The following is a 13826-nucleotide window of genomic DNA, read 5'->3' as shown; positions in this document are numbered from 1 at the left end:
ATTCAATATAACGAACCTAATTCTTTGTGTCAACTATTTTTCCCAAAATATTTTGGACTGTTTTTCTGTCTCCTGAAACTGCCCACAGTGCCGGGTTCTAGGCAACAATGGTTTATGCACTGTGTTGACTAAGGATAGAACAAGCGTGAATTTTCAGTCGGTAATAAGTTTATTGCATCATTTTTGGGGCGATCGCGGTTGTCTTATTGCCCAGCCCTACGATATTGAAAAGGGAGCTGGTACTAAGAATCCTCAGACTTTTTTAAGAGCATTGGGGCCGGAACCGTGGGCTGTTGCTTACGTTGAACCTTGTCGTCGCCCTACAGATGGACGCTATGGCGAAAACCCCAATCGTTTCCAACACTATTATCAGTACCAAGTTCTAATCAAGCCGTCCCCAGATAATATTCAGGAGATTTATCTTGATTCGTTAAGAGCTTTAGGTATTCGTCCTCAAGACCACGATATTCGGTTTGTAGAGGATAACTGGGAAGATGCAACTGTGGGAGCTTGGGGTACTGGGTGGGAAGTATGGTTAGATGGGATGGAAGTTACTCAATTTACTTACTTCCAACAATGTGGAGGAATTGATTGCCGTCCGGTGTCGATTGAAATTACATACGGGTTAGAGCGGCTGACAATGTATCTCCAACAAGTAGAAGCATTTACTAAGATCCAGTGGACAGACAACATTACTTATGGAGATGTTTTCCTGCAAAGTGAGATGGAGCAGTGCACATACAACTTTGAAGCGTCAAATCCTGAGCTGCTACTGACATTATTTAATTTGTACGAGCAGGAAGCTACCCAATTGACGGAGCGAGGATTGGTATTGCCTAGCTTAGATTATGTAATGAAGTGTTCGCACACATTCAATCTGCTGGATGCTAGAGGTGTGATTTCGGTGACGGAAAGAACTCGCTATATTGCCAGGATTCGGCATTTGGCTAGGAAGGTAGCTCATTTATATGTTGAGCAAAGGGAGAAGTTGGGTTTTCCTTTGCTCAAAGATACTGTAGGTTCAACAGGAAGCCCAATATCCTAAAGGGTGCGGCAATACATGAACTAAGTACTAGTTTTGTGTAAAATAGTAGCGTTTTTAAAGCCAGAGTAACGGAAAAACAAAGGCAAAGTACGCAGAGTCATGGCAAATTTAATTCACTATGATTTTGTGTTTTGTTTATATTTGTGCCGCTGAGGTTTAAGCTAGGTATATTTTTTTGATGTGGCTTTTGCTAAAGGACAGAAAGACGGTTAAATATTGAATCTAGAACATTAAAGCTACTTAAAGCCACAAGGATAAGGCCCGCCTGTGCGGGCTTTGTTTATATAAACTTGATGGACTATACTCACCACAAGTATAAAAACTTTTCGCTGTTGCTGATTTAAAGAAATAAAAAGCTCACGTAGAGGTGCTCCAAGCACTGATAATAAGAGTTTGGAATATTTTATTTTTGAATTTCATAACAAAATTCAGCAACGCGGATTTTTCTTTATTGCTGCCCTATCTATAATTTAAACTATCTGCAAACTCGGATTGCCAGGTGCTTTTACAAAAATCTTATGATTCAAATCAGTGGTGTAATTATTTGTCTTAGCTACATTTTTGGCTTGCTGCTTACAGGAGTTCCTTGGGGTGGTGTGGGGATTTTGGTTCTGGGGATAGTGGGAGCAATTCTTTTTAGAAGACGCACCACATTACAGCAATTTGCTCAGAAACCAGAAAATGCTGGAAGCAAAAATAAGGGAGTGCCTAATACTTGGCAAACTATTCCCCATCCTCGAATATGGCTAGCTGCTGGCTTAGTAGGATTATTAGCAACTCTATATTTTCAATGGCGAATACCACAACCGGGTGCAAAAGATATTAGCCAGTTTGTGCCGCCTGGAAATAGCAGCAATCAAGAACAACTTGTGATTGTACGCGGCGAAGTGGCGAGTAATCCCCGCTTAACTCGCAGTCAGCGAGGACAATTTTGGCTGGAAACGACTCAGTTAGATGAAGTTAAAAATAATAAAGGTTCAGCAGGTATCCCACAAGGTGTTACAGGCAAATTGTATGTGACAGTCCCTATACTTCAGGCTACTGGGTTATACCCTAGTCAACAAATTGCCGTGACTGGGATTTTGTACAAACCAAAGGCAGCTTCCAATCCTGGTGGTTTCGATTTTCAGAAGTTTCTCAAGCAAGAAGGAACGTTTGCCGGTCTAATTGGGCGACAAATAAATGTTTTGGAGCCGGAACGCAAATGGGGATGGTGGCAAATTCGGGAGCGAATTGTGCGATCGCAAGTTCGTTGGTTGGGTATTCCTGAAGGGCCTCTTGTCAGTGCAATGGTTTTAGGTAGCAAAGCTGTTGATTTACCCTACGATATCCGAGACTTATTTGTACAAGCCGGATTAGCTCATGCTTTAGCAGCTTCTGGGTTCCAAACTTCTTTGATTTTGAGTGTGATTTTACAGCTAACGAGGCGAGCAAGAAAAGGAACGCAATTTACTCTTGGCTTTTTGGCTTTAATGATTTTTCTGAGTTTAACAGGGTTTCAACCTGCGGTTCTCAGAGCCGTAATTATGGGTTTTGCGGCATTAGTTGGTTTACTCTTAAAAAGAAAAGTAAAACAGTTCGGCTCATTACTATTAGCAGCAACTCTGTTATTGGTATTTAATCCTCTATGGATTTGGGATTTAGGTTTTCAATTGAGTTTTTTAGCAACCTTAGGATTAATTGTAACAGTACCTGCATTAGTCAATCGCCTTGCATGGTTACCACCTGCGATCGCTGCTTTGATTGCTGTTCCCCTAGCTGCCACTATTTGGACTTTACCTGTGCAACTTTTTGTCTTTGGAGTTGTACCATCTTATAGTCTGTTGCTGAATGTGATTAGTACTCCATTAATTTCAATCATTAGTATAGGTGGAATCATCAGTGCGTTAGTAGGTTTAGTTTGGACTGACGCCGGAAGCTTCCTGGCAGGGGTATTACATTATCCTACTGATTGGTTAATTAAACTAGTAGATTTTTTTAGCAATTTGCCTGGAAATTCTGTTGCGGTGGGCAGTATATCTACTTGGCAGCTTTTGGCGGTTTATATACTAATTATATTGGTCTGGTTAGTGCGTTGGTGGCAAAGGCGGTGGTGGTTTGCTAATATGATTGCGATTGGTTTAGTATTCATCCCACTTTGGCATTCTAAAAATACATTGTTTAGGATAACAGTCTTAGAATCGGGGACAGAACCAATTGTAGTAGTTCAAGACCGAGGTACTGTAACTGTCATTAACAGTGGCGATCAAGGTACAGGACGTTTTACAATATTACCGTTTTTACAACAGCAGGGTGTAAATCAAATAAATTGGGCGATCGCAACTGATTTTCAAGGGAACGAAAGTAATGCTTGGTTTGAATTAATGCAACGTTTACCAATCAATAATTTTTATGAATATTCACCTCAAACAGATAATTCTATTACAACTCAGGCTATTCAACAGGAACTACAAAAACATCAAGGAATTTATCAACCTTTGGGAGTTGGTCAATCGGTGAAAGCTGGTTCGATAGTAGCGCAATTAATTAACGACCAATTACCAATTTTACAATTGCAAATTTTAGATCAAAATTGGCTATTAGTAGGTAATGTTAAATCTAAAGAGGTACAGCAACTAGTTAAAAATGGAAGTTTGCCTCGCCCGCAAGTGCTTTGGTGTGCCCCTGAGTCATTAAAAGATTTAGTGATTGCTTTGCAACCACAAGTAGCGATCGCTTCTTCTGCCAACTTTGATCCAAAAACTTTATCTGAACTGAATCAAAGCAAAACTAAACTGTTCTTTACAGGGCGAGATGGAGCTATTCAATGGACTCCTAATGGTCAGTTTGAGGCATTTATTGAATCAACAGAAAATAAATCATCTATTTTATAAAAAACTTACAAATTCAGTAAATTCAAAAAAAATATATCAAATTTTATGACAATTTATTTTTATAGTACTCGTGAAGAGTATGGCTGTTTCTCTAACTTTTCGTCTCACGGCTTTGAATTAGATGGATTGTATTGGTCAACTAGCGAACACTACTTTCAGGCGCAAAAGTTTGTGGGTACACCTCATGCAGAACAAATCCGCCTAGTTAAAACACCTAAAGATGCAGCAAGAAAGGGGCGTGAGAGAACGCGCCCCTTACGCCAAGATTGGGAACAGGTTAAAGATAATATCATGCGGCAAGCTGTGCTGTGCAAATTTCAAACTCATACAGATATTAGAGATATTTTACTTTCTACAAACAATGTAGAAATTGTTGAAAACTCGCCTATCGATTTCTACTGGGGTTGTGGAGCTGATGGGAGTGGTAAAAATATGCTAGAAAAAATTTTAATGGAGGTACGGGATATTCTGCACCATACATACAGGACAGATATTGATAATAAAACTATTAAATAAACTTGTCAAAAATAGTTTTTTAATCAAACTATTCTAGACGTAGAGAACACGAATAGATAACAAATAGAGACGATCGCAAGCTATATAGTTATTACTCTTCATGAGCATAAATCTGAAAGCCTCAATTAACGATCGCTATATATAACTCTTACCTCTCCTAAACTTATGCTGTGATAAAGCGGACTGATGAAAGATGCGCCCTGGTTTTGGGAACACTAGATTTAGCACCAGACTTCACAAGAAGAAGTTGATGTCTAAAGGCGAATGGAATAACGAGCTCGAAAAATACAGTTCCTTTGCAATTACCCATAACATACCTAAAACCAGTGAAGCGTAATACAATTACTCATGAATTTGACTCTGGTTCACAAGCAGAAATAATACCTCTACAAGAAAGTGATGACCATTTGTCAGAAGCGTCTAAGCTACTAAGGCAAGGAATTCAACAGCAGCAAGGTGGCGAATTAATAACGGCTATGAAGTCTTTACAACAATCCTTGGGGCTGTTTCAGGCAGTTGGCGATTTAGAAAAACAGGCACAGGTACTTTCTTTTTTAGGATTGGTAACTTACAGTGCTGGAGACTACAAAGGTGCTATCTCTTACTCCCAACAGTGTCTGTCTTTGCTTAATAACACCTCAGATTTAGCATTGCAGATGCAAGCACTTTCCCATTTAGGAAATGCATACCGTCATTTGAACGATCATAACAAGGCTATTGAGTTTCTAGAAAAATGTTTGAAAATAACGCAAAAGTTGCAAGACAAACGCAGTCAAGTCGCGGCACTCAATAATTTGGGATTGGTGTATAAAGCCTTAAGTAATTTTACACAGGCTATTGAGTATCAACAGCAAAGTCTAAAGATTGTGCGGGAACTCAAAGATCATTGGGGCGAAGAACAGGTACTCAAGAATTTAGGTAATGCTTGGTATGCTTTGAACAATTACCCAAAAGCGATCGCCTATTATGAGCAATGTGTAGTACTATCACGCTCCTTAAAAAATGTTCGCAGTGCTTCTCAGGTGCTAAAGAATCTGGGCAATGCTTGTTATGCTCTAAGTGATTATACTAAAGCGATTAAGTATTATCAAGATCGGTTGCAATTAGCTAGACAAATGCAAGACAAGCGTATTGAGGAACAGTCTTTAGGTAATTTAGTAGTTGCTTGTGAAGCTTTGGGTGACTATAAAAAAGCAATTACATATCATGAAGAACGTTTGCTGTTAGCTAGGAGTATGAAAGATCGACGCAGTGAAGAAGAAGTTCTTACTCGTCTGAAAGCCGCTTATGAAGCCTTAGGTGATTATGCCAAAGCTATGCAATATCAGCAGGGAACATCTTCAAATAGTTAAAAAGCAAGACCGGAAACAATTCAAAATTACTCGCACAGATCGATTCACCCGATTGTCTTTTGTTGTTGGAGATATACGAGAACTTCTAATGTATCTACTTGGGGAAATTCTGCGTAAAAATTACTCACGCTCCAAAAAGGTTCGGGTGTTTCCAAAACTATCGTGCGATCGCCCCACTGTTCTAACCAAGGTAGCAATTTTTGTGGCGCTACTGGAGTACATAGCCAAACTGCTGCTGGAGAAAGCGCTCTCATAGCAGTTGCTGCTACCGCTATTGTCATACCTGTAGCAATACCATCATCAATTAAGATCAACGTAGCATTCTCTGCATTTACTTGCGGACAAGTAGGAATTAATTGAGCCTCAAGAGATTTAGCAAGGTTTATCGCTTTATTTAAAGCTATTTCTCGCCACCGCGCATCATGTTTGGAGCGAAATAGCTTTTGATCGGCCCAAAGAACATTTCCAGAAGTCGTCACTGCACCAATTGCTAACTCTGGGTTTTCTGGATGGCTAATCTTTTTTGCCACAACAATTGTCAACGGACAATCTAAAAGACGTGCTATTGGTGCTGCTACTGGTACACCTCCTCTTGGCAAAGCATAAACAATTGGTACAGGCTTTACCCCAGAATTAATAGTTTGCTGAGTCAAAACATTATGAATTACTCGCGCCAATAACTCACCTGCATGGGTACGATCGGCGAAAAGTGGGGTCTGTGACATGGTTTCCCCCAGCATCTTAGGACGGCAATGCTTTTATCATGACTGAATTTTGTCTCAAATTAACTGATACAATAAGATTTGTATAATTAATTAAGTATTCAGCAAAAGTTTACTGTTCTGATAAATATGCAACCAAAAGGCTATTTAACTCAGATATAACAGCTGGCGCTGATGCCAAAATCCTGATTTTCATGAGCAGCGAAACCCAACTCAGCCTCTTCGACGACTCAACTTTTAATCAACGAGAATTGATTCCTACAGACGCGAAAATTCCGATCGCTCCCGGAACTTATTCTGATATAACGGAGTTGACACAGCATTGCGATCGCTGCCACCGTTGTGCGTTGGGAGACACTCGCACTCATGCTGTTGTCGGACGTGGCAATCTCAAAGCACCAATTATGGTTGTGGGAGAAGCCCCAGGTCAAAATGAAGATGAAACGGGTTTACCATTTGTAGGCAGATCGGGACAATTGCTGGAGAAAATTTTGGCATCGGTGAATCTGACTACTGAGCATGATGTATATATCGCGAATATCAATAAATGTCGCCCACCAGATAATAGAGTTCCCACTCCTGTAGAAGTAGCGGCTTGTCTACCCTACCTATTAGAACAAATTCGCTTAGTTGACCCTAAAATAATTCTGTTAACGGGTGCAACTGCTGTCAAAGGTATCACTGGCGATAAGCGGGGGATTACGAAAATTCGCGGCCAGTGGCTAGAGTGGGAAGGGCGTTTATGTATGCCAATTTTTCATCCTTCTTACTTGCTGCGTAATCCTTCTAAAGAAAGAGGTGCGCCAAAATGGTTGATGTGGCAGGATATTCAAGCAGTGCGTGCTAAGTTAGATGAAATTCAAAATAACAGCTAACGCTTAATCCCCTCTTTTTCTAGGGTTATGATTCCCAACATCTTTTCAATTATTCAGTTCGTTGCTATCCTGGTTGGAAAGAAATTCTCAAGCTAATAGCTAAAGTCTTCTCAAGAGGACTAAATACAAGATTTTAAGCGATGTAAATGACTAGACTCTGTGAAACAGAAAATTTCAGTCTATTGATTGCGATCGCTTATTTTAATTGAATATAACGACTTGCTCGTTAGGGGTAAAACTGAAACTAGCGCACCCCTTGCCAAGGGGTGCGCTAGCATGGGTGAGGTAGTTTGATTATTGGTAATTGGGCAGACTCGATATTACCTTTTAGACGCGAAATTTCAAGTCTCTATTCGTCGTCGAAATCATCTTCGTCGTCTTCCTCTTCTTCCTCGTAATCGTCGTCGTCTACTACTTCGTCAGCAATTAATTCGTCTTCTTCATCTAGAATTGACCTTTCTGCACGTCTGCTGCCAAAGCCAGATTCTCCAAGAGTAGGAGAATCTAAATTATAGTTGCGAGCTGTGCGATCGTCTAAGACCATATCTAGGGGATCGTCAACTTCATCTAACACACTACTGGTAATTTCAGCAGCATAGTCATCGATCGCTCCTGGTTCTTCATAGGTATTGTATCCAGTACCAGCCGGAATCAATCGCCCGATAATCACGTTTTCCTTTAATCCGCGCAGCCAGTCAGATTTGCCTTCGATAGCTGCTTCGGTGAGTACCCGTGTTGTCTCTTGGAAGGAGGCGGCGGAAATAAAGCTGTCGGTATTCAACGATGCTTTGGTGATCCCCAACAATACTGGAGTGTACTGTGCCCTAGCACCGCCTGTAATTGCCATAGCTTCGTTTACCTGCTCGACTTGGCGCAGTTCTACCAATTCGCCAGGAAGCATTGTGGTGTCACCACCATCATCAATCCTGACTTTGTTGGTCATCTGGCGAACAATCACTTCAATGTGCTTATCGGAAATATCAATACCTTGAGACTGGTACACCATTTGCACTTCATTCACTAAGAAGGTTTGTACCTTCTGTAAAGCAAGGCTAGCACAAGCATAGATTCCATCTTCAGAACCCAAGCTAAAGAAGATTTCCAAAATTTCATGAGGATTGGATGGGCCATCAGTCAACGGTTGTCCTGCTAATACTGTCGAGCCATCTGGCACAATCAAATTTTGTCCTGGCCCCAGAGGATAATCTGTCACCACGCCATTTGATTCTACGACCTTAATAGCGATCGCTTCATCACCATCACCATAAACCACCTTAACTTCTCCGCCCCGCCGACATAAGATGCACGCTTCTTTAGGTTTACGAGCTTCAAGTAATTCCTCAATCCGAGGTAAACCTTGAATGATATCTCCGGTTTTGGCGCGTTCAAACACTAGCAATACCAAGTTATCACCTCGTTGTACCAAATCGCCGTCTTCTATCTGCAACACAGCACCAGGGCTGACTCGATAAGGACGACCGATACGGGTAGTAATAACGTAGTTTTTAGTACTCAAAGCTGATTCCCCACCAGATGCAGCAGCGACGCTTTTAATATCGACTACTTGTCCTGATTCTGGAGCAAAAACTCCAGGAGCAACTTCTGTACCTTCTACTAGCAAATCACCCACTTTTACCTTTGGCTGAGTACTAGTATTAATAGGAAGCCTGTCAGCGTCGCGCAACACCAAACAGCGACGCACGTTTTCGGTTCCTTTTTGAACACCTCGTACTTCCCCGCCTTCTTTACACAAGATTTGGGTACGTGCGACTACAGAACCTGGGGCGATGGTTAACCCATCGTGTACCTCAAGTGTCGTCTGGGTACTACCTTGGGTAGCATCAGCGGTAATGTCTCTACGAATTACCAAGGATTCCAAAATCACTAGTTGTAAACGTTGAACTTCTGGGTCTTCGGTATCCTCTACTAATTCAATATCTGCTGCTAGGGGCGAAGCATTATGGTCTTGTTCCCCTTCTTGCTCAATTTCCAGCACTAGCTGGGTTCGTAGCAGTTCTACACCTTCAACAGATTTGACACGTTCTGAATCTTTATAAGGTAGTCGCTGCACCGCTCTTAGTTGAATCGATCGCCCGGTTTGTTGACTTACCGATGTAGTTGATGGCACATCTGGATTATCAGGGACGGCAAACTCAACTACTGGACGGCTCAATAGGGCGGGTCCTTCTGGTGTCTCTACATACTGGATGTAACGCAATTCTCTGGCGACATTGCCTTGGAATTCCTCACCTGGTTGGATGAAGGTGTTATCTCGCCCGATAACTGATTCGGGATCGTCCACCATCAGTAGTTCCCCTGGCTTAACTACAACTTCCCGCAGGATATCGTTTTTCTGGGTAACTTCTATCACACCACTGTTTTGGCAGAAGATATCTTTTACTACCTCGGTGCCAGCTTCGACAAACTGACCGTCTTCTACCAACAGCAAGGAGATATCTTTATTAACTTCGTGGCTTTCTTCGGGAATCCATAAAAGAGTACCGCCTTGCACGACTTCATAACCTAGCTTGGCTTTGCCTTTTTTCTGGACTTCTACACCCGCAAATTTTAGGAAACCACCAGTGGTTGTCCGATAGCGATCGTCGATTAACTCAGCTACTACTTGACCATTTTGCACTTTTGTGCCTGGTGTAGCCCGCAGGTTAAATACTTGGTTGTTACCAGTGGAAACTAAGTAGTTATTACGCCCTTGGGAACTTTGGACTGTCACTGTTGCTTGGTCTAGTACCACAGAAGCAGTGATAATTTCAATTTCCCTGGTACTCTTACCTGGGGTAGCTTCTGGCAACCGCACCACACCGCCGTGCAAACTGGTTAACTTGGTTTCTGCTAAAACTCCATTAGAGGCGATCGCATCACCATTTTTTACTACCAATTCTGCACCAGGCGGCAAGTTGTAAACTTCCCCAGACAAAATCCAAATCAAGCCACCGCGTGCGGCTGTGGTTGTGGTATTGCCTTGACGGTCAGTTTTTTGTTCTGGAACTACTTCAGCAAATTGCACTTCCCCTGCTAAGTCAGAGGCTACATCTTTAACTGCTTTTTCTGTATTAGTCCGAGTTGTGCGTCCACCAAGGGCAACCTCTGCCAACAACTGACCTTGTTTTACCTTATTTCCATCAAATACATATAGTGTTGAACCTTGGGTAAGGTGAACCTCTTGGTTCTCTGGGGTAACATCACCTACTTTTGTTGGTTCCAAAAGCATGATGCCATTAGCCTCAATATAAAGGGCATCTTCCCCGTGGCGGGTACGATATGTTCTGGTCTTCAGTTTGCGGGGAAGCTTAACAGTCCCATCGATTTTAGAACGAACTTGTTGCGCCACTTCTCCAGTAAACACCCCACCTGTGTGGAATGTCCGCATGGTTAACTGAGTACCAGGTTCGCCGATACTTTGGGCAGCAATAATCCCCACAGCTTCGCCCAAATCTACCATCTTGGCGTGTGCCAAACTCCAGCCGTAGCAGTGTTGACAAACGGAACGTGCGGCTTCACAAGTTAGGGGCGATCGCACCACAACTTCTCTCACCCCAGATTTTTCAATTTTCTTCGCCAAATCCTCAGAAATTGGGGTATTACGTGCTGCAATCACTTCTTTTGTTACCGGATGCACCACATCTTCACCAATTACCCGTCCCATCAAGCGGGTTGCTAGAGGAATTAAAGTTTTGGCCCCTTCTGTCATTGGTTGAATTGCAAGACCTCTAGTGGTGCCGCAGTCAAATTCCCGAATAATTACATCCTGGGATACGTCCACCAATCGGCGCGTTAGATAACCAGAGTCAGCCGTCCGCAAGGCAGTATCCACCAATCCTTTTCTGGCACCGTAAGACGAAATAATGTATTCCGTCACAGTCAGTCCTTCACGGAAGTTGGTTTTAATCGGCAAATCGATAATTTCCCCTTGGGGATCTGCCATCAATCCCCGCATCCCCACCAACTGCCGCACTTGAGAGATGTTACCCCGTGCCCCAGAGAATGCCATCATGTATACGGAGTTTAAGGGATTAGTCTTCTTGAAGTGAACTACTACTTCATCCTTCAAGGCTTCACTAGTACCATTCCAAGTATCGATTACCTTTTGGAAACGTTCTACTTCCGTGATTTCGCCCCGTTGGTAACGGGTTTCAGTGGCGCGAATTTCTTCTTCGGCTGCTTCTAAGAGCAATCGCTTAGTTGGTGGCACCATCAAGTCATCTACACTGATGGAAACCCCTGCTTTGGTAGCGTAGCGAAATCCTAAATCTTTCAGTTTGTCCGCCATTACTGCGGTTCGCGCCGTACCATAATATGTAAAGGCCCAAGAAATTAAATTTCTCAGTTGACCTTTATCAACCACCCGATTGCGAAAAATCATTTTTTCGTTAGTCATTAGTCATTAGTCCTAAATTAATAATTAGGAGTTAGGAGTTAGGAGTTTGTAATTAATAACTCCTAACTCTTAACTTTTCACTCCTCACTTTTAGCTTGCAAGTGCTTCCTGAATAGCATTATTGTAAATAACGCGACCGGGAGTGGTATATATATACTGAGAAATTACATTGCCTTTAGCGTCTTGTCTGACTCGACGGAACTTATAGAGTAATGTGCGGGTACCATCTTCGTTCTCCGTCACTTTCGCGGGTTCTGTATCCGGTTGATCTGATTCTATTTCACCGTCAAACCGCACATATATATAGGCGTGCAAGTCAACTTGCTCCTGCTGGAAAGCCATAATTACATCCTCTAGTGAAGAAAAGTACTTTCCTGCGCCTTTTGTTGCACCGGGATTTTCTGCTGTTAAGTAATATGCCCCTAACACCATGTCTTGGCTAGGCGTGATAATGGGTTTACCTGTGGCTGGTGACAAAATATTATTAGAAGCCAACATCAATAACCGCGCTTCAGCCTGACTTTCTAACGATAATGGGACGTGTACCGCCATTTGGTCGCCGTCAAAGTCGGCGTTAAACGCTGGACAGACGAGAGGATGAAGTTGAATCGCTCTACCTTCTACTAAAATTGGTTCAAAAGACTGAATGCCCAAGCGATGCAATGTTGGCGCCCTGTTTAGCATCACAGGGTGTCCTTCAATCACCTCTTCCAGCACATCCCAAACACTGGGATCGTTACGGGATATCAGCTTTTTCGCAGCTTTGATGTTATTTACCATCCCGCTACGAATCAGGCGGTTAATCACAAATGGTTGAAATAGCTCAATTGCCATTTCTCTAGGCAAACCGCACTGGTGAATTTTCAGTTTTGGCCCGACGACAATAACCGAACGCCCAGAATAGTCAACCCGTTTACCTAACAAGTTTTGTCGGAAACGTCCTTGCTTACCCTCAATAATGTCGGACAAAGATTTTAGAGGTCGATTATTTGCCCCTACCACAGTGCGTCCCCGACGACCATTGTCAATCAAAGCATCTACTGCTTCTTGCAGCATCCGCTTTTCGTTCCGCACAATAATCTCAGGTGCCAAAATTTCTTGCAAGCGTGCCAAACGATTGTTGCGGTTAATTACCCGCCGATACAAATCATTTAAATCGCTGGTGGCAAACCGTCCGCCATCTAGTTGCACCATTGGGCGCAAGTCGGGGGGAATCACGGGAATAACTGCCATTACCATCCATTCTGGTTTGGAACCAGTGGCGATAAAATTGTCAATTACCCGCAGTCGCTTAATTAACTTGGCTCTTTTTTGCCCCTTGGCATTACCAATTTCTTCGCGTAGGCTTTCAGCTTCTTGTTCTAAATTAATATCGGCAAGCAAGCGCAACAGTGCTTCAGCACCAATGCCCACCTCTACGCCTTGCAGCTGAGAATCTTCGCTATAAATTTGGTCTTCTATTTCCAACCACTGATCTTCACTCAGTAGCTGTTTGTAAGTTAAAGTTTCGGCATTACCTGGACTCAGGACAACATAAGAGTTGAAATAAACAATCTGCTCGACATCCCGTAAGGGCATATCTAACAAGATGGAAATATAGCTAGGAATGCCTTTGAGATACCAAACGTGAGCTACTGGTGCGGCGAGTTTAATATAGCCCATGCGGTGGCGACGCACGCGTGACTCGGTGACTTCTACCCCACAGCGTTCGCAGACAATACCTCTATGACGGACTCTTTTATACTTGCCACAATGGCATTCCCAATCTTTTGCTGGCCCAAAGATGCGCTCACAAAATAAGCCATCCATCTCTGGCTTGAGAGTTCGGTAGTTAATCGTCTCTGGTTTGGTAACTTCACCAACTACCTGACCATTAGGCAATGTTCTCTCGCCCCACTGACGAATGCGTTCAGGGGAAGCCAAGCCGATTTTTACGTAGTCAAACTGATTAGTTTGGGCAGGTCTCATATTTAGTCTTTAGTCATTAGTCATTAGTCATTGGTCATTGGTCATTAGTCCTTAGTCTTTTGCTAATGACAAAGAACTA

Annotated in this window: 7 protein-coding genes and 1 pseudogene; 5 read left to right on the top strand and 3 right to left on the bottom strand. The window is 42.6% G+C overall.

The window, feature by feature from the left end:
• Window positions 1-145 precede the first annotated feature (145 nt).
• The 4 genes and pseudogenes from glyQ to RMZ95_RS23885 all read left to right on the top strand — a co-directional run bounded on the left by glyQ (window position 146) and on the right by RMZ95_RS23885 (window position 5786).
• On the top strand, window positions 146-1045 hold the full coding sequence (gene glyQ / locus RMZ95_RS23900; RefSeq protein WP_322682525.1) for a glycine--tRNA ligase subunit alpha: 900 nt from the start codon (window positions 146-148) through the stop codon (window positions 1043-1045).
• Between the two features lie 518 nt (window positions 1046-1563).
• Entirely contained in the window at window positions 1564-3918 is a 2355-nt protein-coding gene (locus RMZ95_RS23895; protein ID WP_322682524.1) for a ComEC/Rec2 family competence protein, read from the top strand.
• A gap of 45 nt (window positions 3919-3963) precedes the next feature.
• Entirely contained in the window at window positions 3964-4434 is a 471-nt protein-coding gene (locus RMZ95_RS23890; RefSeq protein WP_322682523.1) for an NADAR family protein, read from the top strand.
• 250 nt (window positions 4435-4684) lie between these two features.
• Window positions 4685-5786 (top strand): annotated as a pseudogene (locus RMZ95_RS23885) (tetratricopeptide repeat protein).
• A 44-nt stretch (window positions 5787-5830) separates the two neighbouring features.
• On the opposite strand, the gene RMZ95_RS23880 reads toward RMZ95_RS23885, so the two are convergent.
• Entirely contained in the window at window positions 5831-6511 is a 681-nt protein-coding gene (locus RMZ95_RS23880) for a phosphoribosyltransferase (RefSeq protein ID WP_322682521.1), read from the bottom strand.
• A 191-nt stretch (window positions 6512-6702) separates the two neighbouring features.
• On the opposite strand from RMZ95_RS23880, the gene RMZ95_RS23875 reads away from it, so the two are divergent.
• On the top strand, window positions 6703-7383 hold the full coding sequence (locus RMZ95_RS23875; protein WP_322674424.1) for a uracil-DNA glycosylase: 681 nt from the start codon (window positions 6703-6705) through the stop codon (window positions 7381-7383).
• Window positions 7384-7732: 349 nt separating this feature from the next.
• Here RMZ95_RS23875 and RMZ95_RS23870 read toward each other — a convergent pair whose 3' ends face one another.
• Together RMZ95_RS23870 and RMZ95_RS23865 are read right to left on the bottom strand one after the other, a co-directional pair.
• Window positions 7733-11779 (bottom strand): DNA-directed RNA polymerase subunit beta'', encoded by a 4047-nt coding sequence (locus tag RMZ95_RS23870; RefSeq protein WP_409883638.1) that lies wholly within the window; start codon window positions 11777-11779, stop codon window positions 7733-7735.
• Window positions 11780-11869: 90 nt separating this feature from the next.
• Window positions 11870-13747, bottom strand: coding sequence for a DNA-directed RNA polymerase subunit gamma (locus tag RMZ95_RS23865; protein WP_409883636.1), 1878 nt, complete (start codon window positions 13745-13747; stop codon window positions 11870-11872).
• Window positions 13748-13826: the final 79 nt, after the last annotated feature.

The organism is Nostoc sp. DedQUE07 (genome assembly GCF_034530975.2).
Classification (GTDB): domain Bacteria; phylum Cyanobacteriota; class Cyanobacteriia; order Cyanobacteriales; family Nostocaceae; genus Nostoc.
This window is presented reverse-complemented; position numbering and strand designations above follow the sequence as displayed.